The organism is Nocardioides pakistanensis (assembly GCF_054781215.1).
Map to the genome: position 1 here is coordinate 159441 of NZ_BAAGUV010000034.1, position 18938 is coordinate 178378.

Below are 18938 nucleotides of genomic sequence, written 5' to 3' on the forward strand. Positions count from 1 at the left end.
AATCGCCGAGGGCGGCTAGCCCCGCTTCGCCTTCTTCTTCGGCTTCGGCTTCTGCGCCGGGCCGGCGATGTCACCGGTCCACTCGATCGGGTCGAACTCCTGGTTGGGCCGGAAGCTCACCGCCTCCATCGTGCCCTTGTCCGGGGCGAGGAAGACCAGGCAGGTGGAGAAGGACGCCTCGGGTCCGAACTTCTTCGGCAGCCGCTCGGAGGGGCACTTGCGGAAGCTGGTGGTGAAGCTGGCCGCGGGCAGCAGCGTGTTCTGCGCGTCGACGCCCCACAGCGGGACCGGGCTGCCGCCGACGTCGCCCTCTCCGACGTTCTTCACCGCGACGTCCACGTAGTACGGCGTGGCGTTGCGCGTGTAGTCGTCCAGGATGAACCCGGAGAAGTCCTTGGTGCGGCCACGCTCGGCCTTCTTCACCGTCAGCGCCAGCACGCTGCCCCGCTTCTGGTTCGGCTCGAAGATCACCGCCGCGGTGTCACCGAAGGTCAGGTCCGCCCCCACGTCGGTGAGCTCGACGCCCGCAGGCACGGCCACCGTCGAGGAGGGGGACGGGGACACGGTCGGGCTCGGTGTCTCCTCCGCTTCGTCGCCGTCTCCCCCGCCGCACGAGGCGAGCACGAGGGCGGCGACGGCGGTGGCAGCAGCGGTTCGGGACGTACGCGTTCTCCAGCCGTTCACCCGCACATCGTGACATGCAGGTGGTGAGTCCAGGCGCACGCCCGGCCGGCGCACGCGGGGTCGTTACAGGCCGGTCACGACAGCGGTGACGCCGGCCGCGGTCAGCAGGCCGAGCACGAGGGCGCGGAACGCCGCGGGCGCCAGCAGGCTGCGCGTCCGGTAGCCGGCCACCCCGCCGGCCAGCAGCGCCGGCCCGCACCACAACGCGGTCCTCAGCACCTCACCGGTGAGCGCTCCGGTCACCGCGAACACCGCGAGCGCCGCGACGTTCAGCACCAGGAAGACCAGCGTGACGGTCGACCGGAACTCGTGCGGTGGCAGCCGTCGCCCCTGGAGCAGCGTGACGATCGGTGGCCCGTTGGTGCCGGTCGAGGTCGTCAGCACGCCGGTGAGCAGCCCCGTCGCCACGTCCGCGGTCCGCGAGACGGCCGGGAACTGCCACCCGGTCGCGAGCACGAGCACCGCGACCAGCACCAGCGCACCGACCAGGACGGTGAGCGGACCCTCGTCGATGGACCGGAACACGACGTACCCCACCGGCAGGCCGAACGCGGAGCCGGCGAGCAGGCGGCGGACCACCGCCGCATCACGGTGGCCGCGCCCCTCGGCGGCCTGCCAGGCGTTGAACAGCATGCCGCTGACGAGCGCGAGCAGGATCGCGGTGTGCGGGCCGGTGACCAGCGCGAGCAGCGGCACGGCCACCAGCGCGAACCCGAATCCACTGGTCATCTGGACGGCCGCGGCGAAGGCGAGCACCGCGGCCGTCAGGAGCAGGGTCAGGTCCACCGGAGCCGGCACCCGGTCACGGCGGCACCGGACATCAGCACCCGAGCAGGCGCTCGGCGAAGTAGCCCTTCACGTGGTCGAGGCCGATCCGCTCCTGCTTCATCGAGTCCCGCTCGCGGATGGTCACCGCGTTGTCCTCGAGGGTGTCGAAGTCCACGGTGACGCAGTACGGCGTCCCGATCTCGTCCTGGCGGCGGTAGCGTCGGCCGATCGCGCCGGAGTCGTCGAACTCGACGTTCCAGTGCTGGCGCAGCTCGGCCGCGAGGTCCTTGGCCTTCGGGGACAGGTCGGCGTTGCGCGACAGCGGCAGGACCGCGATCTTCACCGGCGCCAGGCGATGGTCGAGCCGGAGCACGGTGCGCTTGTCGACACCGCCCTTGGTGTTGGGTGCCTCGTCCTCGGTGTAGGCGTCGATCAGGAAGGCCATGAACGAGCGGGTCAGACCGGCTGCCGGCTCGATCACGTACGGCGTGTAGCGCTCGCCGGTCGCCTGGTCGTAGAACGACAGGTCCTGGCCGGAGAACTCGCTGTGCTGCGAGAGGTCGAAGTCGGTGCGGTTCGCGACGCCCTCGAGCTCCTCGAAGTCACGGCCGCTGAAGCCGAAGCGGTACTCGATGTCGACGGTGCGCTTGGAGTAGTGCGACAGCTTCTCCTGCGGGTGCTCGTAGAGCCGCAGGTTGTCAGGGTCGATGCCGAGGTCGACGTACCACTTCAGCCGGGTGTTGATCCACTCCTGGTGCCACTCCTCGTCCTCGCCGGGCTTGACGAAGAACTCCATCTCCATCTGCTCGAACTCGCGGGTGCGGAAGATGAAGTTGCCCGGCGTGATCTCGTTGCGGAAGCTCTTGCCGGTCTGCGCGATGCCGAACGGCGGCTTCTTGCGCGAGGCGTTCATGACGTTGACGAAGTTCAGGAAGATGCCCTGCGCGGTCTCGGGCCGCAGGTAGTGCAGGCCGGACTCGTCCTCGATCACACCGAGGTAGGTCTTGAGCATCATGTTGAAGTTGCGCGGCTCGGTCCAGGCCCCGCGGGTGCCGCAGTTGGGGCACGCCAGGTCGTCGAGCTTCACGGTGTCGGGGTCGTCGATGCCCTTCTTGGCGGCGTACGCCTCCTGCATGTGGTCGACCCGGAACCGCTTGTGGCAGCTCTGGCACTCCGTGAGCGGGTCGCTGAACGTCGCCAGGTGGCCCGAGGCCTCCCAGGTGCGCGTGGGCAGGATCACCGAGGAGTCCAGGCCGACGACGTCCTCACGCGAGGTCACCATCGACTTCCACCACTGGCGCTTGATGTTCTCCTTCAGCTCCACACCGAGCGGCCCGTAGTCCCAGGCGGACCTGGTGCCGCCGTAGATCTCACCGCTGGGGAACACGTAGCCGCGGCGCTTGCACAGCGACACGACCTGGTCGAGGGCGGAGGACTTGTTGGCGGCCTTGCTCATGGGGGACTGCTCCGATGCGTCAGGGGAACGCCGGCTGGCTGACGGCGAACCCTCAGACTATCGAGCAGGACAACGGGAAATGTCCCCAGGTCAGCCCAGCTCGCGGGGGCGGGCCTCGTTGAGGTCTCCCGCGGCCGCGTCCACCAGCTCGTAGGCCGACGGCTCGTCGACCGCCTGCGACAGCAGGGGTACGACGCCCACCTTCACGTCGTAGGCCGACAACGCCCGGCGGTAGCTCCCCACGTTGACCCAGCGGGTCTGGAGCACCCACAGCGACGGGTCGTCGATGTTGCGCCCGACCACCCCGTCGACGTACCCGGGCTTGCTCGCGAGCACCTCGTGCGCCGCCGCGAGCTGCTCGGCGAACGCGTCCGCCGGCTCCTCGACCCGGAACCTGTTGACCACCAGCACACCCCGGACGCTACCCGGTGATCGAGAGCCACGCCCCCGCCGGTGGTCGAGGAGCGCGCCCGGCCGGTGGTCGAGGAGCGAGCCCCGGCCAGTGGTCGAGGAGCGAGCCGCGGCCGGTGGTCGAGGAGCGAGCGGAGCGAGCGTCTCGAGACCCACGGCCACCAAGAGTTGAAAACGGTTGTCATTTGTGTTGACAATGATTGTCATGAAGATCCTGTCGAGCCCCACCCTGCGCCGCACCGCCCCGGCCGCGGTCGCCGCCTCCGTCCTCCTCGCCGGTTGCGGGGGTCCGTTGGGCGGCGAGTCTGCGGAGGGGCCGCGGGTGGTGACCTCCTTCTACCCGTTGGAGTACGTCGCACAGCGGGTGGTCGGCGACCACGCGGAGGTCGTGAACCTCACCTCCCCCGGCCAGGAGCCGCACGATCTGGAGATGTCGCTGCGCCAGACCGCCGAGATCACCGAGGCGGACCTGATGGTCTACGAGGCTGGCCTGCAGCCGGCCGTGGACGAGGCGGTCGCCGAGCACGGCCCCGAGCACACGATCGAGGCCACCGAGGTCGTCGAGCTCGCCCCTCTCGACGAGGCGGCGCACAAGGGTGAGTCCGCGGCGGACCACGAGGCACACGCCGATGCCGAGGGCGACCTGCACTTCTGGCTCGACCCGGTGCGCATGGTCGAGGTCGCGACCGCGGTGCAGGAGCAGATGGCCGAGGTCGACCCCGACAACGCCGGCGACTACGCGGCGAACCTGAAGGCGTTGCGCGAGGACCTGGAGACGCTGGACGCCGACTACCGGACCGGTCTTGCCGAGTGCAGCCTCGACACCGTCGTGGTCAGCCACGACGCGTTCGGCTACCTGGAGAAGTACGGCCTGCACTTCGAGCCGATCGCGGGGCTCTCCCCGGACGCCGAGCCCTCGCCGGCACACCTCGGCGAGCTCGCCGAGATCATCGAGGAGGAGGGGATCACCACGGTCTTCTCCGAGAGCCTTGCCAGCCCCGCCATGGCCGAGACCCTCGCCCGCGAGCTCGACGTCGAGACCGCGGTGCTCGACCCGCTCGAAGGACTCAGCGACGACACCGCCGACGAGGACTACCTTTCCCTCATGCGCGCGAACCTCGACGCCCTGCGGACCGCGAACGGATGCCGATGAGCGCGGCCACCGACGCCCCCCTCGTCGTCCAGGTCAGCGACGGCAACGTCAGCCTGGGCGGGCGACCGATCCTGCGCGGGATCGACCTCACCGTCCGCCAGGGCGAGTTCGTGACGTTGCTGGGCGGCAACGGGTCCGGCAAGTCCACCCTGGTCCGCACCCTGATGGGCCTGGTACCGACCACCCGGGGCGAGGTCAGCCTGTTCGGCAGGCCGCTGACGCAGTTCCGTGACTGGCACCGGATCGGCTTCGTGCCCCAGCGCGCCAGCGCCACCAGCGGCGTGCCGGCCTCGGTCCGGGAGGTCGTCGCGGCCGGCCGGCTGTCCCGTCGGCGCCTCCTCAGGCCGCTCCGCAAGGCCGACCGCACCGCCATCCGCGAGGCGATCGCCGCGGTCGGTCTCACCGACCGGATGCACGAGGGGTGCTCGACGCTGTCGGGTGGCCAGCAGCAGCGCGCCCTGATCGCCCGAGCACTCGCCGGCGAGCCCGACCTGTTCGTCCTCGACGAGCCGATGGCCGGTGTCGACCTGGTCAGCCAGCAGACCTTCGCCGACACGCTCGCGTCGCTGGTCGACAAGGGCGCGACGATCATCCTGGTCGCCCACGAGCTCGGCCCGCTCGCCCCGCTGGTCGACCGCACCGTGGTGATGCGCGACGGCCGGATCGCCTACGACGGTCCCCCGCTGGCGTCGTTCACCGACGCCGACGAGCACGGCTGGGCCGACCACGGCCACCACCACCCCGACCTCGGCGAGCACCGCACCGACCACGCCCCGTCGGTCGTCTCGCCGCTGGACCTCCCGACCCGTGAGGAGCACCGATGATGAGCATCCTCGCCTACGACTTCGTGGTCCTCGGGCTCGTCGCCGCCCTGTTCACCGGCCTGGCCGCACCGGCCGTCGGCACCTACCTCGTGCAGCGCCGGCTCGCGCTGATGGGCGACGGCATCGGCCACATCGCGGTGACCGGCGTCGCCCTCGGGCTGCTCACCAGCACCTCCCCGCTGATCACCGCGGTGGTGGTGGCGATCCTGGGCGCCGTCGTGATCGAGGTGATCCGGGAGAAGGGCAACACCAGCGGCGACGTCGCGCTCGCGATGCTGTTCTACGGCGGCATCGCCGGCGGCGTGCTGCTCACCGGTCTGGCCGGGCAGAGCGCCGGCAAGCTGAACTCCTACCTGTTCGGGTCGATCACGACCCTGTCCACGACCGACGTCTGGTTCACCGTCGGGCTGGCCGCGCTGGTGGTCCTCGTCGGGGTCGGGCTGGCACCCCAGCTGTTCGCGGTCGCCCAGGACCAGGAGTTCGCGCAGGTGGCCGGGCTGCACGTGCGCTTCTACAACCTGCTGGTCGCGGTGATGGCCGCGGTCACGGTCACCGTCGCGATGCGCACCGTCGGCCTGCTCCTGGTCAGCGCGCTGATGGTGGTGCCGGTCGCGACTGCGCAGCAGCTCACCCAGGGGTTCCGGACCACGATGTTCGCGGCGATGGGGCTGGGCACGGCGGCCGCGGTGAGCGGCTTCCTGGCGTCGGCCTACGTCGACGTGGCGCCCGGCGCGACGATCGTGCTGATCGCCCTCGCCGGGTTCATGGCCGCCTGGCCGCTCGGGGTGTTCCTGCGCCGGCGCACCCGGATGCAGGCGCCGTTCGCCGCGACGGTCGGATCCGCGACCCACGACGACGAGCACACCGTCGTACCCGAAGCACACACCCACCGGCACGGCGACGACTGCGGGCACCTCGCCGTGCCCCACGGAGACCACGTCGACTACGTCCACGACGGGCACCGCCACGCACCGCACGGGAGCCACTATGACGAGCACTAGCAACGACATCCCCCTCGCCGGCAGCCGCCCCACCCGCCAGCGACGCGCGGTCGCCACCGCCCTGCAGTCGTGCGACGACTTCCGCAGCGCCCAGGAGATCCACGAGCTGCTGCGGCGCAACGGCGAGAACGTCGGGCTGTCGACGGTCTACCGGACGCTGCAGGCGCTCGCCGACAACGGCGACCTCGACGTGCTGCGCACCGAGGACGGCGAAGCGGTGTACCGCCGCTGCAGCACGACCCACCACCACCACCTGGTCTGCCGCTCGTGCGGCCGCACGGTCGAGGTCGAGGGACCGACGGTGGAGCGCTGGTCGAGGTCGGTGGCGGAGCAGCACGGGTTCACCGAGGTCAGCCACACGCTGGAGATCTTCGGCACCTGCCCCGCCTGCGCCGGCTGAGTCGCACTTACCCAGAGCTGTGGACGCTTCACAGGCAGCCTGCCGCGTGTGAAGCGTCGGTAACCCCGCATTACATGGGAGTCAGGCGGGGTCGGCGCCGCCGTAGCGACGGTCGCGGCGGGCGTAGGTGTCGATCGCCTGCCACAGGTGCCGCCGGTCCACGTCGGGCCACAGGACGTCGGTGAACACCAGCTCGGAGTAGGCCGCCTGCCAGAGCATGAAGTTCGACAGCCGCTGCTCCCCCGACGTACGCCAGACCAGGTCCGCGTCGGCGAGCTCGGGCACGTAGAGGTGCCGCGCGAAGACCAACTCGTCGACCCTCTCCGGGTCCAGCCGGCCGGCGGCGACCTCGCGGGCGATCGACCGGGCGGCGTCTGCGAGCTCGGCTCGGCCGCCGTAGTTCACGCACATCGTCAGCGTGAGCACGTCGTTGTCGCGGGTGAGCTCCTCGGCGGCCTGCAGCTCCTTGATCACCGAGCGCCACAGCCGCGGGGTGCGCCCCGCCCAGCGGACCCGGACACCCAGCTCGTGCATCTCGTCGCGCCGGCGGCGGATCACGTCGCGGTTGAACCCCATCAGGAACCGCACCTCGTCGGGCGAGCGTTTCCAGTTCTCGGTGGAGAAGGCGTACGCCGACACCGCCTTGACCCCGATCTCGATGGCACCCTCGACCACGTCGAACAGCGAGTGCTCCCCCTGCTCGTGGCCGGCGGTGCGCGGCAGCCCGCGCTCCTGGGCCCAGCGCCCGTTGCCGTCCATCACCACCGCGACGTGTCGCGGCACCAGCTCGGCGGGTACGGCGGGCGGACGGGCGCCACTGGGATGCGGGGTCGGTCGTCGTACCTCGCGCCGTCCGGCTGTCCTGCTGGTCCGCGCCAACGTCCGTCCTCTCCGCCTGATGATCCGTATGATCGCCACCAACCTAAGCCTCACGGCGATGCCCGAGGTGGAGACCCCCGGGAGGGCCCAGTTGGACGGCGTGACCGAGCGCATCGAGCAGCAGATGACGATCCTGCTGCGGCGGGTCCAGAGCATCCACATCTCGACCTCCTCCGGCGAGATGGACCTCGACCGCTCGGCCTACGGCATCATGTGCCGCCTCGCCGACGAGGGCGCCCAGCGGCTCGGCCTGCTCGCCTCCGCCTTCGGCCTGGACCCGTCCACGATCACCCGGCAGGTGCAGGCCCTGGAGAAGGCGGGGCTGGTCAGCCGCCGGTCCGACGCCGCCGACCGACGGGCTTGGATCGTCGACCTCACCGAGGAGGGGCGGACCGTGCTCGCGCACACCCGCGCCTACCGCCGCGGTCGCCTCGAGCAGGTGCTGGCCGACTGGCCCGACAGCGACCGCGAGGAGCTGGCCCGGTTGCTGGCCAAGGCCAACGACTCCATCTCGGCGCTCGTGGAGAAGAGCCGCGACCGGGAGACCGGCTGAGCCGCCGGTCTCAGCGCTGCACGTGGCTGAGGGACTTCAGGCCGCGTTCGAGGTGCCAGGCCAGGTAGGCGGCGATCATCCCGCTGGCCTCCTTGCGGTGCCGCGGCTCGCTGACCTCGACGACCGGCCAGTCACCGGCCAGCAGCGCCCCGAGCAGGAGCACTGTCTCCGGTGCGGGGCTGGCCGACCCCGGCACGCGGCAGGCCCCGCAGAGCATGCCGCCGGCCGCGGGGCTGAACGAGCGGTGCGGCCCCTCGACGCCGCAGCGTGCACAGGCGTCGAACGACGGCGCGTAACCGGCGACCGACAGCGACCGGAGCAGGAACGAGTCCAGCACCGCCGCCGGAGCCCGCTCCCCCGACGACATCGTGCGCAGCGCACCGATCAGGAGCAGGAACTGCTGGAGCGCGGGCTCCTTGTCCTCCACGACCAGCCGCTCCGCGGTCTCGAGCATCACCGTGCCGGCGGTGTAGCGCTCGTAGTCGCTACCGATCCGTGAGCCGTACGGCGCCAGCGTCTCCGCCTGCGTGATCACGTCGAGGGAGCGACCCTCGGCGAGCTGGAGGTCGACGTAGGTGAACGGCTCCAGCCGGGACCCGAACCGGGAGGTGGTGCGGCGTACCCCCTTGGCGACCGCGCGGACCCGGCCGGTGTTGCGGGTCAGCAGGGTGATGATGCGGTCGGCCTCACCCAGCTTCTGGGTGCGCAGCACGACTGCTTCGTCACGGTAGAGGCCCACGCCTCCTATTGTCGCTCAGTCGGGCACGAACGGCAGTCTGACCCGCGCGGTGGTGCCCACGCCCTCGGCGCTCTGCAGCTCGATCGCGCCGCCGTGCGCCTCGACGATGGCCCGGGTGATGACCAGGCCGAGCCCGACACCGGGGATCGCGCGCTCCTCGGCGGTCCGGGCCCGGAAGAACCTGGTGTAGAGCTTGGCCAGGTCCTCCTCCGGAATCCCGATCCCGGTGTCGCGGACGTCCAGCACCACCTCGTCGCCCTCGACGGCGAACCACACCGCGACCTCACCGCCGGAGAGGGTGTACTTGACCGCGTTGGAGACCAGGTTGTCGACCACCTGGCCCATCCGCGCGGGGTCGACCACGACGTCGGGGATCTGCTGGATCGAGGCGTGCAGCTTCACCGCACCCGCGTCGGCCTTGCGGCGCACCGCCTCGACCGCGTGGCGGACCACGTCGGAGAGATCGGTCGGCTCGGGGTTCATCCGCAGCGTCCCGCTCTCGAGCTGGGCGGTGCTGAGCAGGTCAGAGACCAGGAGCAGCAGACGCTCGGCGTTGCGGTGCACCACCCCGAGGTAGTGGTTGACCTCGCTCGGGAGCTCCTCGTGCTGCTCGGCCATCAGGTCGGCGTAACCGAGGATCGAGGTCAGCGGGGTTCGCAGCTCGTGGGAGACCGACGCCACGAACTCGTCCTTGACCTGCAGCGCGCGCATCAGGTCGGTGATGTCCTTGTAGGTCAGCACCGAACCGTCGAAGCGGCCGGTCTCGTCGTAGAAGGGTCGGGCCGAGACCGACAGTGCGCGGCGCTGCGCGGGCTCCTTGCCGATCCACATGACCAGGTCGCTGAACGCCTCCCCGCTCGCGGCGCGCACCGAGGGCATCTGGTCCTCGGAGAGCGGGGTGACCCGGTCCTCGCCGAAGGCGTAGCCCAGCTCGCCGGCCATCCCCCCGTGCCCGTCGGGGTAGGCCAGCCGGATGAACTCCTGGTGCCGGGGGTTCATCGAGTTGTATGCGCCGTCGGCGCCCAGCGCGAGCAGGCCGACGTCGACCGCCTCGACGATCGCGTCGGTAAGCCGCCGGTGCTGGGTCACCTCACGCAGCAGCTCCTGGAGCTCGGCCCCTTGGCGCTCCAGCCCCTGCCGCTGGGTGTCCCAGACCTCCGCGGTGATGCTGGTGCTCAGCGCCACGACCCCGGTGATGATCGGCAGCAGCACCGCCCGGGACCAGCCGTCGAGGCCCGGGCCGTAGTAGAGCAGGCCCGGAGCGGTGAGCACGGCGATACAGCCCACCGTCGCGATCACCACCCCGCGCCGGCGGAAGACCAGCCCGAGCCACATCGCGGGGAACACGACCAGCGCGGCGACCGCGCCGATGTTGGGCACCAGCCGCATGCTGCCGATGGCCGCGAGGTCGAGCAGCGGGACGGTGACGACGGCCAGCGGCTCGAGCCGTGTCCACGGCACCGTGAAGGCGGCCACGGTGGCCAGCGCCACCATCGCCGCGCCCGCGGCGAAGGCCGGCGCGGCGAGCGTCGCGGGCTGCACCAGGGCGACCAGCACCAGCAGCGCTGCGATCGGCGCCAGGAAGACCAGCTGCGGTAGGCGCGGGTCGGCCGTCTCGGCCGTGACCAGCTGTCCTACCCGCCTGATGACCGGCGACCCGTTGTGCACCTTGCCCCCCGTGTGACGCGCCGGTGGCTCCCGGCACGTGATCAGGGTCTCAGACGCGGCTCGTTCCTGGGGGTGGAATCGTGCGAAACCACCCCAAGCGCGACCTCAGGTACGACGGGCCGACCGTCCCGCGCGCGCACGACGCGGACTGACCGGCCGGTGGCACTCGTCGAGGAACGCGATCGCCTCCCCGGTCAGCCGCTCGGGACGCAGCCGCCACTCGAGGATGCCGTGGGCCTCGACGAACCGGGCGTTCGGCATCTCCTCGGCGAGCATCGCGGCGTCCGCCCAGGGGTGGATCGGGTCACGGCGGTGGCCCACCACGAGAGCGGGCACCCGAAGCCGCCGTCGTGCCTTGCTCGAGGGCGCGACCCGGCCGAAGAAGATGCCGTGGATCGCCGCGGCCATCGGCGCCGGCCGCTGGTTGAGGGTGTCGAGCACGATCCCGGCCCAGAACGGCACCAGGCCACGGGGCACCAGCCGGGTCACCGCGCGGGTGGCGGTCACCGAGACCGGCACGAACCGGGCGAGGAACATCAGCGGCGCGAAGGCCATGATCCCGGCCTCGACGGCGTTGTCGAGCACGGGCATCTCGAGCAGCAGCCCACGGATGCGCTCCGGGGCCAGGTCGGCGACCTCGAGGCCGACGTTGGCGCCCAACGACGTCCCGCCGACGACGGCCAGGTCGGCCCCGAGATGGTCGAGCAGCGCGATCACCTGCTCGCCGAACGCGGTCATCGAGTAGGCCATCGGGTCGGTCGGCCGGTCGGATCGGCCGTGTCCGAGCAGGTCCACGGTGACGACGTGGTAACCGGCGTCGGCGAGGGCGCGCGCGAGCGGCTGGTGCATCCGGCGCGGCATGAGCTGCCCGTGCACGAGGACGACCCACCGGTCGCCGCCGCCGTACTCGGTGTACTCCAGGCGTTCCTGGTCGATGAAGAACTGCCCGATGCGCTCCGAGACCAGCGTTGCCATGAGGCCCACCCTTTCGACCGGCCGGTGTGGAACCTCCGAGCCTAGTCGAGTCTGGGGGCTCGACTCGGGGGACTCTGGTTGTCGGATCCGCGACTCCGCCGTCGAAAACGACGCGAACGCGGGCGAGATGGCCCAAGATGGAGACCATGGATCTCGGAGGCCCCCTGCTGCCGACGGGCGCGCCTCGATGAGCCATCGCGCACCCGCGCCGGGTGAGGCGGTCGCGGCGCGCCCCGAGAGCAGCGAGCACCAGGCCGCGATGCCCTCGCAGCGCAGCGCCTCCGGCCGGCCGGTCGAGGAGGGCACGGGCCGCTCGGCGTACACGACCCTCGCCCGCGTGCCCTGGCTGGTGGCGCTGTTCGGGCTGACCGGGGTGTACCTGCTCGGTCTCGGCTCGGTGCTGTTCGCCCCCGAAGGGTCCACCGTCGCCGTCTGGTGGCCCGCGGCCGGCCTGAGCGTCGCACTGCTGGTGGCGCTGCCCCGCAGCTGGATGCTCGCTCTTGCGGTCGGGGTCGTGGTCTTCAGCGGGCTGGCCAACTACAGCGCGGGCCGCAGCCCGGAGGCGGCGGCCGCCTTCGGCATCGCCAACGCCGCCGAGGCCTACGTCGTGGCGTGGTTGCTGACCCGGGGCCGCTCCGGCCGGTCCCCGCTGCGCGCCATGGACGACCTGTGGCGGCTGCTGTCGGCGATGCTGCTGGGCAACCTGGTGGTGGGCGTCGGCATCGGCCTGACCGTGCAGCTCCTGCTCGACGGTGACGGCTTCCCGGCGGCGCTGGCGGTGATGGCCTCCCACGCGGCCGCGATCCTGGTCTTCGCGCCGCTGGCCCTCCGGGTGGGCCCCTCGACGCTGGCCGGGCGGGGTCCCGAGCTCGTCGTACAGACCCTCCTGCTGCTCGCCTCCACGCTCTTCGTGTTCAGCCCCGGGCAGGAGCTCAGCCTGACGTTCCTGCCGATCCCGCTGCTGCTGTGGGCGGCGCTGCGCTTCGGGCTGCGCACGGTCTCCTACCAGCTGATCATGCTCGGCATCCTGACCACGGTGCTCACCGCCGCAGGTGGCGGGCCCTTCGCCCATGGCTTCCGCACCGGCGTCTCCAGCGACGCGGCCACCGCGACCCTGGTCCAGAGCTTCCTGATCGTCACCGCCCTCGTCGTGCTGCCCCTGGCGCTCGTGGTCGACCAGCGCGAGATGGCGATGCGCCGCGTGTCGCACAGCGAGGAGCTGTTCCGCAAGAGCTTCAGCGAGTCCTTCGTCGGGATGATGCTGCTCTCGGTCACCGCCCGCGGCGAGCTGCTGGTCCAGGAGGTCAACCAGACCGCCGCGTCGATCCTCGGCGGTGAGCCCGACCGGTTCGAGGAGCGGACGCTCCAGTCCCTGTTCACGACCAAGACCTCGTTCGCCGACGTCGCCTCGGCGATGCAGGCCGGCAACCTGGCCGGCTGGCGCGAGGAGACCTGGCTGGCGGACCTGCCCCAACGTCGGGTCGGCTTTGCGATCTCGCCGTTGTCGACGTCGGCGGGGCAGATGATGTTCAGCGCCCAGATCATCGACATCAGCGAGGCCTACGACGCGGCCGCCCGGCTGCGCAGCGAGAAGGACTTCACCGCCGCCGTCCTCGGCACGACCGCGGCGCTGATCGTCGTCGCCGACGTCGAGGGGCGGCTGGCCGGATTCAACCCGGCGGCCGAGAAGGCCAGCGGTTACGCCGAGGAGCAGGTGCTCGGCCGGACCCTGTGGGAGACGATCGTGCCGCCGGCGGACGCGGCCCGGGTGCGCGACCTGCTCGACCGCACCCGGCCCGGTGAGGACACCCCGACGCTCGAGGGCGACCTGCTCACCCGGCAGGGCCACCGGCGCCGGGTGATCTGGTCCAGCGCACCGCTCACCGACGAGGCCGGACGGCCCAGCCACGTCGTGCTCACCGGCATCGACGTCACCGCCGAGCGCAACGTCCGGAGCATGACCAAGCACCTGCTCGACTCGGCCAGCGCAACCGCGTTCATCGGGATGAACCTGCGCGGCACGATCACGATCTTCAACTCCGGCGCGCGCGACCTGCTCGGCTACACCGACGAGGAGGTCATCGGCCGGCTGCGGCTGCAGAGCTTCCACGACCCGGAGGAGCTCGCCGAGCTCGCCGCGACGACCGGGACCGGGGCCGGGTTCGAGACGATCGTGGCCGGGGTCGACAGCGAGCCGCTGACCCGGGACTGGACCTGGGTCCGCAAGGACGGCAGCCGGGTGGTGTGTGCGGTGTCGCTGAGCGCGGTCCGCGACGCGTTCGGCAGCCACATCGGCTACCTCGCCGTCGCCCGCGACGTGACCGAGGCCCGGCGCAGCCAGAGGCTGCTGCTCGAGACGCTCGAGAAGGAGCGCGAGGCCGTCGAGCGCCTGCAGGAGCTCGACCAGGCCAAGAACGACTTCGTCTCCATGGTCAGCCACGAGCTGCGGACCCCGATCACGAGCATCGTCGGCTACACCGAGATGCTCCAGGACGGTGCCGCCGGCGCGATCTCCGGCGACCAGGACCGGCTGCTCAACGCGGTACGCCGCAACGGTGAGCGGCTGATCGCCCTGATCGAGGACCTGCTCACCCTGTCGCGGATCGAGGCCGGGACGTTCAGCCTCGAGAAGACCGCCACCGACCTCACCTCGGTCGTCACCCGGGCGTTCGAGGCGCTGAGCCCGACCCTGATGGAACGTCGGCTCATGGTCGCCTTCGAGGCGCCCGACGGGCCGGTGACCGTCCTCGGCGACGCCAGCCAGCTCGAGCGCGTCGTGCTCAACCTGGTCGGCAACGCCATCAAGTTCACCGAGGACGGTGGCCGCGTGGAGTGCTCACTCACCTCCGCCGGCGACGCGGCGGTGATCGAGGTCCGCGACACCGGGATCGGCATCCCCGAGGAGGAGCAGGCCAACCTGTTCCACCGGTTCTTCCGCTCCAGCATCGCCCAGGAGCGTGCCATCAAGGGCACCGGCCTCGGCCTCTCCATCGTGCAGTCGATCGTGCACAGCCACGGCGGCGAGATCACCATCCGCTCCGAGCACACGGTCGGCACCGAGGCCCGGGTCACGATCCCGCTGCTGGCTCCCACCGGGGACCACGGCGAGCAGCGCTGAGGCAGAGCGCGGGCACGGCGTTGGGTCCGGTGCCCGACGGTGGGATGCTCTGCGGGTGACTCTCAGCCCGGTCCTGGAGACCTACTACGACGCCGCGCCCCGGCCCCTGGCCACCGCCGAGGAGGTCGGCCCGTTCACGCTCTTCATCCGCACCGACGAGGAGGGCTGGCCGTTCTACGCGCGCCCCTCCCTGGGTCACGCCGGGCCGTTCACCGCCGCGCACGTCGAGGAGGTGCGCAGAAGGCAGCGTGAGCTCGGCGTGCCGGAGAGTCTCGAGTGGGTCCACGAGACGACACCCACCCTTCTCGCCGCTGCGCGTGAGGCGGGGATGCACGTCGCGGAGTGCCCGCTGCTGGTGCTGCCCGGCGACACACCAGCGGTCGACGTCAGCCTGCCGCCCGGCTCCGGCGTCCGGATTCTCGACCCCCACTCCCCCGACCTCGCGACGGTCTCGGCAGCGGTCGGTGCCGGATTCGCCGGGCACAACCGGCTCCCGGAACCATCGACCGAGCCCCGAGCGGGACGCCTGGCCCGGCTGACCGGCTCGGGCCTGCTGGTGATGGCCGGGGCGTACGACGCTCACGGTCCCGTCGGAGGCGGCTCCCACTCGCCGCGCGGGAGCACCACCGAGCTGACCGGGATCGCCGTGCTGCCGCGTGCGCGGCGCCAGGGCTTCGGAGCGGCGATCACCGCAGCACTCGTCGCGGACGCCCGCCGGCGCGGCGTGGAGACGGTGTTCCTCTCCGCCCAGGACGACGCCGTGGCGCGGGTCTACGAACGGATCGGCTTCCGCCGGGTGGGCACCGCCTGCATCGCCGAGCCGATCGAGGGCTGAGCCCGCCGCCTGACCTCAGACGCGGTTGACCGCGGAGATCACGGCCTTCAGCGACGCGGTCACGATGTTCGGGTCCAGCCCGACACCCCACAGCACCTGGCCGCCCACCGCGCACTCGACGTAGGCCGCGGCGATCGCGTCACCGCCCGAGGAGAGCGCGTGCTCGGCGTAGTCGAGCACCCGGACGTCGGTCCGGTCGGCGTAGACCGGGTTCCCCGCCGCCTGCTCCTCGGCGACCATCTCGTTGAGCGCGTTGACGAAGGCCGCGATCGGGCCGTTGCCGGTGCCCTCCAGCGTGCGCAGGCGGCCGTCGACGTACACGTTTACCGACAGTGCGTCCTTCTCCCCCGCCGCCGACGAGGTGTGCACGGAGTTCAGCTTCAGTGGCGTCTCGCGGGCGAGGTACTCCCGCTCGAAGTCCGCCCAGATCGCCTCGGGTGACATCTCGCCACCCTCCCCGTCGGTGTGCTCCTGGATCACCCGGCTGAACTCGATCTGCAGCCTGCGCGGCAGGTCCAGCTTGTGCTCGGACTTCATGATGTAGGCCACGCCGCCCTTGCCGGACTGGCTGTTGACCCGGATCACGGCCTCGTAGGAGCGGCCCACGTCCTTGGGGTCGATCGGCAGGTAGGGCACACCCCAGGGGTGCTCGTCGACGGGCACGCCGGCCGCGGCTGCGTCGCGCTCCAGGGCCTCGAAGCCCTTCTTGATCGCGTCCTGGTGCGAGCCGGAGAACGCCGTGTAGACCAGGTCGCCGCCGTAGGGGTGACGCTCGTGCACCGGCAGCTGGTTGCAGTACTCCACGGTGCGGCGGATCTCGTCGATGTCGGAGAAGTCGATCTCGGGGTCGACGCCCTGGGTGAACATGTTCAGCCCCAGCGTCACCAGGCAGACGTTGCCGGTGCGCTCGCCGTTGCCGAACAGGCAGCCCTCGATCCGGTCGGCGCCGGCCTGGTAGCCCAGCTCGGCCGCCGCGACTGCCGTGCCCCGGTCGTTGTGCGGGTGCAGGGACAGCACCACGTGCTCGCGGTGGTTCAGGTGGCGGTTCATCCACTCGATCGAGTCGGCGTAGACGTTGGGCGTGGCCATCTCCACGGTCGCCGGCAGGTTGATGATCACCGGCTTCTCAGCGGTCGGCTCGAAGACCTCGAGCACCTCGTTGCAGACCCGCGCGGCGAACTCCAGCTCGGTGCCGGTGTAGGACTCCGGGGAGTACTCGTAGTAGACGGTGGTCTCGGGGATGGTCTCCTCGAACTTCCGGCACAGCCGCGCGCCGGTCACGGCGATGTCGACGATGCCGTCCATGTCCAGGCCGAAGACCACCCGGCGCTGCAGGGTCGAGGTGGAGTTGTACAGGTGCACGATCGCCTGCTTGGCGCCCCGCAGCGACTCGTAGGTGCGCTCGATCAGGTGCTCGCGGGCCTGGGTCAGCACCTGGATCACGACGTCGTCGGGGATCAGGTCTTCCTCGATCAGCATCCGCACGAAGTCGTAGTCGGTCTGCGACGCCGCCGGGAAGCCGACCTCGATCTCCTTGTAGCCCATGTCGACGAGCAGCTGGAACATCTTCTTCTTGCGAGCCGGCGTCATCGGGTCGATCAGTGCCTGGTTGCCGTCGCGCAGGTCGACCGCGCACCAGCGCGGCGCCTTGGTGATCTGCCTGTCGGGCCAGGTGCGCTCGGGGACCTCGACAGCCGGGAACGCGGTGTAGCGGTGGAAGGGCATGCCGCTGGGCTGCTGAGGATTGCTCTGGAACTTCGTCATGAGGTGTCTCGCTTCGGGTCTGGTGTCGTGGTCCGGATGCAACGACGAACTCCGCAGCGAGGGGGTCCGGTCTGTTAGCGAACCTCGCTGCGGCAGCCAAGAAGGAGAAGCTGACGCGTCATGATGCCGACCAGACTACCTGCTCCACGCCGAGCCCGTCTGCCCGGCCCGGAAACCGGGACAACCCCGGTGTTGAATGACCGGGTGGACATCGCACGCATCGACCCGCTCGACCTGGACCTCGACATCGCCGACGCGATCGCCGAGACCGACCGGGCCTCGGTCGCCGCCACCGGTCTCGCGCTCGCACCGCCGGTCGGTCCGACGCGGATGAAGACCTTGCAGCTGGGGTCGAACGGGCGGCCGGTCGCAGGGCTGTGGCTGGCCCGCGACGCCGACCGGCTGGTCGGCTACGGCTTCGCCCACCTGCCGGTGGAGGACAACACCGACGCGGCGTATCTCGGCGGCGCCGTGCACCCCGACGCCCGCCGCCGCGGCCTCGGCCGGGCCCTGGTGGACGCCGCCGTCGGCCTCGCCGGCGCCGAGGGACGGACCCGGATCTACTCCAGCGCCTGGCGGGGCAGCGACGGCGTCCCGGCACTCCGGGCGTTGGGCTTCTCCGCCGACGGGCTCGGGGTCAACGCGGTGCGCCGCGTGGACGTGCACGGCGCGCCGCACGGCCAGTGGGACCGGCTGTACGACGAGGCGTCGGCGCGGGCGTCGGACTACGAGCTGGTGCACCTCGTCGGGCCGACGCCGGCCGAGCTGCTGCCCGACCTGGTGACCCTGCACGCCGCGATCAACGACGCACCGCTGGAGGATCCCGCCTCCGAGCCGGACCACTGGGACACCGAGCGGGTCCGTGCCTACGACCGGGCGATGGCCGAGCGGCGGCAGACCGTCTACCGGGTGCTGGCCCGGCACCGCACCACCGGTGACTGGGCGGGCCTGTCGATGCTGTGCGTGGACGAGTTCGACCCGACGATCGCCCACCAGGAGGACACCTCCGTCGTGCGCGCCCACCGCGGGCACCGTCTCGGCCTGCTGATGAAGGCCGGCATGCTCCGCTGGGTCGCCCACGAACGTCCCGAGGTCGCCGCGACCGACACCTGGAACGACGTCACGAACCACCACATGATCGCCGTCAACGAGCGGCTCGGGGCGAGCCTGATCGGCTACAACGAGAGCTTCCGGCTCCGGGAGGCCGGCCTGTGACGAAGACCCTGCTCGTCGTACACCACTCCCCCACGCGCTCGGTGCAGGCGCTGCTCGACGCCGCCCTCGCCGGAGCCCAGGACGACCAGATCCAGGGAGTCGAGGTCGTCGTACGACCGGCTCTCGAGGCGACCGCGGAGGACGTGCTCGTCGCCGACGGCTACCTGCTCGGCACCCCGGCGAACTTCGGCTACATGAGCGGCGCGCTCAAGCACTTCTTCGACTCGACCTTCCTCCAGGTCGGTGGCTCGCTGTCGTCGTCCGGGGCGCCGGACGAGTCGAGCGGCAGCACTGCCGGGCGACCGTTCGGGCTGTTCGTGCACGGCCGCTACGACACCGCCGGCGCCGTGCGCTCGGTGCTCTCGATCGTCGGTGCGCTGGGCTGGCGCCAGTCGGCGGAGGTGCTCGAGGTGCTCGGTGACGTGAGCGAGGAGCACCACGCTTCGGCCTACGAGCTCGGGGGTACCATCGCAGCACTCCTCGCCCCCTGATCTC

Annotated in this window: 18 protein-coding genes; 9 read left to right on the forward strand and 9 right to left on the reverse strand. The window is 71.2% G+C overall.

Features of this window, described 5'->3' with window-relative positions; genetic code table 11:
• Positions 1-15: 15 nt before the first annotated feature.
• The 4 genes from ACYVIH_RS14265 to ACYVIH_RS14280 all read right to left on the reverse strand — a co-directional run bounded on the left by ACYVIH_RS14265 (position 16) and on the right by ACYVIH_RS14280 (position 3319).
• Positions 16-684 (reverse strand): hypothetical protein, encoded by a 669-nt coding sequence (locus ACYVIH_RS14265; RefSeq protein ID WP_460870122.1) that lies wholly within the window; start codon positions 682-684, stop codon positions 16-18.
• Between the two features lie 63 nt (positions 685-747).
• Complete coding sequence (locus tag ACYVIH_RS14270; protein WP_460870123.1) at positions 748-1470, reverse strand: sulfite exporter TauE/SafE family protein; 723 nt, start codon at positions 1468-1470, stop codon at positions 748-750.
• A 34-nt stretch (positions 1471-1504) separates the two neighbouring features.
• A complete protein-coding gene (locus ACYVIH_RS14275; protein WP_460870124.1) occupies positions 1505-2908 on the reverse strand; it encodes a glycine--tRNA ligase in 1404 nt (467 codons plus the stop codon).
• A gap of 90 nt (positions 2909-2998) precedes the next feature.
• Complete coding sequence (locus ACYVIH_RS14280) at positions 2999-3319, reverse strand: antibiotic biosynthesis monooxygenase family protein (RefSeq protein WP_460870125.1); 321 nt, start codon at positions 3317-3319, stop codon at positions 2999-3001.
• Between the two features lie 205 nt (positions 3320-3524).
• Here ACYVIH_RS14280 and ACYVIH_RS14285 point away from each other — a divergent pair, with 205 nt between their 5' ends.
• The 4 genes from ACYVIH_RS14285 to ACYVIH_RS14300 are packed head-to-tail and all read left to right on the forward strand — an operon-like array spanning position 3525 to position 6697.
• The gene (locus ACYVIH_RS14285; protein WP_460870126.1) at positions 3525-4472 is read left to right on the forward strand and encodes a metal ABC transporter substrate-binding protein; all 948 of its coding nucleotides are present in this window, start codon (positions 3525-3527) and stop codon (positions 4470-4472) included.
• A complete protein-coding gene (locus ACYVIH_RS14290) occupies positions 4469-5296 on the forward strand; it encodes a metal ABC transporter ATP-binding protein (RefSeq protein ID WP_460870127.1) in 828 nt (275 codons plus the stop codon). Before ACYVIH_RS14285 ends, ACYVIH_RS14290 begins: the two co-directional genes overlap by 4 nt.
• On the forward strand, positions 5293-6297 hold the full coding sequence (locus ACYVIH_RS14295; protein ID WP_460870128.1) for a metal ABC transporter permease: 1005 nt from the start codon (positions 5293-5295) through the stop codon (positions 6295-6297). Before ACYVIH_RS14290 ends, ACYVIH_RS14295 begins: the two co-directional genes overlap by 4 nt.
• Entirely contained in the window at positions 6284-6697 is a 414-nt protein-coding gene (locus tag ACYVIH_RS14300; protein ID WP_460870129.1) for a Fur family transcriptional regulator, read from the forward strand. Before ACYVIH_RS14295 ends, ACYVIH_RS14300 begins: the two co-directional genes overlap by 14 nt.
• Before the next feature lie 81 nt (positions 6698-6778).
• On the opposite strand, the gene ACYVIH_RS14305 is transcribed toward ACYVIH_RS14300, so the two are convergent.
• Positions 6779-7576: an isoprenyl transferase gene (locus ACYVIH_RS14305; RefSeq protein WP_460870130.1), complete on the reverse strand. Its 798-nt coding sequence runs from the start codon at positions 7574-7576 to the stop codon at positions 6779-6781.
• Positions 7577-7595: 19 nt separating this feature from the next.
• On the opposite strand from ACYVIH_RS14305, the gene ACYVIH_RS14310 reads away from it, so the two are divergent.
• The gene (locus tag ACYVIH_RS14310) at positions 7596-8129 is read left to right on the forward strand and encodes a MarR family winged helix-turn-helix transcriptional regulator (protein WP_460870131.1); all 534 of its coding nucleotides are present in this window, start codon (positions 7596-7598) and stop codon (positions 8127-8129) included.
• A 10-nt stretch (positions 8130-8139) separates the two neighbouring features.
• On the opposite strand, the gene recO is transcribed toward ACYVIH_RS14310, so the two are convergent.
• From recO to ACYVIH_RS14325, 3 genes are all read right to left on the reverse strand, one after another.
• Positions 8140-8868, reverse strand: a complete 729-nt coding sequence (recO, locus tag ACYVIH_RS14315) for a DNA repair protein RecO (protein ID WP_460870132.1) — start codon at positions 8866-8868, stop codon at positions 8140-8142.
• A gap of 15 nt (positions 8869-8883) precedes the next feature.
• A complete protein-coding gene (locus ACYVIH_RS14320) occupies positions 8884-10536 on the reverse strand; it encodes a sensor histidine kinase (RefSeq protein WP_460870133.1) in 1653 nt (550 codons plus the stop codon).
• A gap of 105 nt (positions 10537-10641) precedes the next feature.
• Entirely contained in the window at positions 10642-11511 is an 870-nt protein-coding gene (locus tag ACYVIH_RS14325; RefSeq protein ID WP_460870134.1) for an alpha/beta fold hydrolase, read from the reverse strand.
• 187 nt (positions 11512-11698) lie between these two features.
• On the opposite strand from ACYVIH_RS14325, the gene ACYVIH_RS14330 reads away from it, so the two are divergent.
• Positions 11699-14629, forward strand: a complete 2931-nt coding sequence (locus ACYVIH_RS14330; protein ID WP_460870135.1) for a PAS domain S-box protein — start codon at positions 11699-11701, stop codon at positions 14627-14629.
• A 55-nt stretch (positions 14630-14684) separates the two neighbouring features.
• Positions 14685-15464 (forward strand): GNAT family N-acetyltransferase, encoded by a 780-nt coding sequence (locus tag ACYVIH_RS14335; protein WP_460870136.1) that lies wholly within the window; start codon positions 14685-14687, stop codon positions 15462-15464.
• A 15-nt stretch (positions 15465-15479) separates the two neighbouring features.
• Here ACYVIH_RS14335 and leuA read toward each other — a convergent pair whose 3' ends face one another.
• Positions 15480-17228, reverse strand: coding sequence for a 2-isopropylmalate synthase (gene leuA / locus ACYVIH_RS14340; RefSeq protein ID WP_460870137.1), 1749 nt, complete (start codon positions 17226-17228; stop codon positions 15480-15482).
• Between the two features lie 204 nt (positions 17229-17432).
• Between leuA and ACYVIH_RS14345 the strand changes: the two genes are divergently transcribed.
• Positions 17433-18443 carry a GNAT family N-acetyltransferase gene (locus tag ACYVIH_RS14345; protein WP_460870138.1) on the forward strand — a complete coding sequence of 337 codons (1011 nt, stop codon included), beginning with the start codon at positions 17433-17435 and terminating at the stop codon, positions 18441-18443.
• On the forward strand, positions 18440-18934 hold the full coding sequence (locus tag ACYVIH_RS14350; RefSeq protein ID WP_460870139.1) for a flavodoxin family protein: 495 nt from the start codon (positions 18440-18442) through the stop codon (positions 18932-18934). Before ACYVIH_RS14345 ends, ACYVIH_RS14350 begins: the two co-directional genes overlap by 4 nt.
• Positions 18935-18938 lie beyond the last annotated feature (4 nt).

Bases quoted from the DNA above. Each gene is read 5' to 3' on its own strand.
- ACYVIH_RS14330 (WP_460870135.1), top strand. From the start codon at position 11,699: ATGAGCCATCGCGCACCCGCGCCGGGTGAGGCGGTCGCGGCGCGCCCC.
- ACYVIH_RS14325 (WP_460870134.1), bottom strand. From the start codon at position 11,511: ATGGCAACGCTGGTCTCGGAGCGCATCGGGCAGTTCTTCATCGACCAG.
- ACYVIH_RS14310 (WP_460870131.1), top strand. From the start codon at position 7,596: ATGATCCGTATGATCGCCACCAACCTAAGCCTCACGGCGATGCCCGAG.
- leuA (WP_460870137.1), bottom strand. From the start codon at position 17,228: ATGACGAAGTTCCAGAGCAATCCTCAGCAGCCCAGCGGCATGCCCTTC.
- ACYVIH_RS14290 (WP_460870127.1), top strand. From the start codon at position 4,469: ATGAGCGCGGCCACCGACGCCCCCCTCGTCGTCCAGGTCAGCGACGGC.
- ACYVIH_RS14300 (WP_460870129.1), top strand. From the start codon at position 6,284: ATGACGAGCACTAGCAACGACATCCCCCTCGCCGGCAGCCGCCCCACC.
- ACYVIH_RS14275 (WP_460870124.1), bottom strand. From the start codon at position 2,908: ATGAGCAAGGCCGCCAACAAGTCCTCCGCCCTCGACCAGGTCGTGTCG.
- ACYVIH_RS14285 (WP_460870126.1), top strand. From the start codon at position 3,525: ATGAAGATCCTGTCGAGCCCCACCCTGCGCCGCACCGCCCCGGCCGCG.
- ACYVIH_RS14295 (WP_460870128.1), top strand. From the start codon at position 5,293: ATGATGAGCATCCTCGCCTACGACTTCGTGGTCCTCGGGCTCGTCGCC.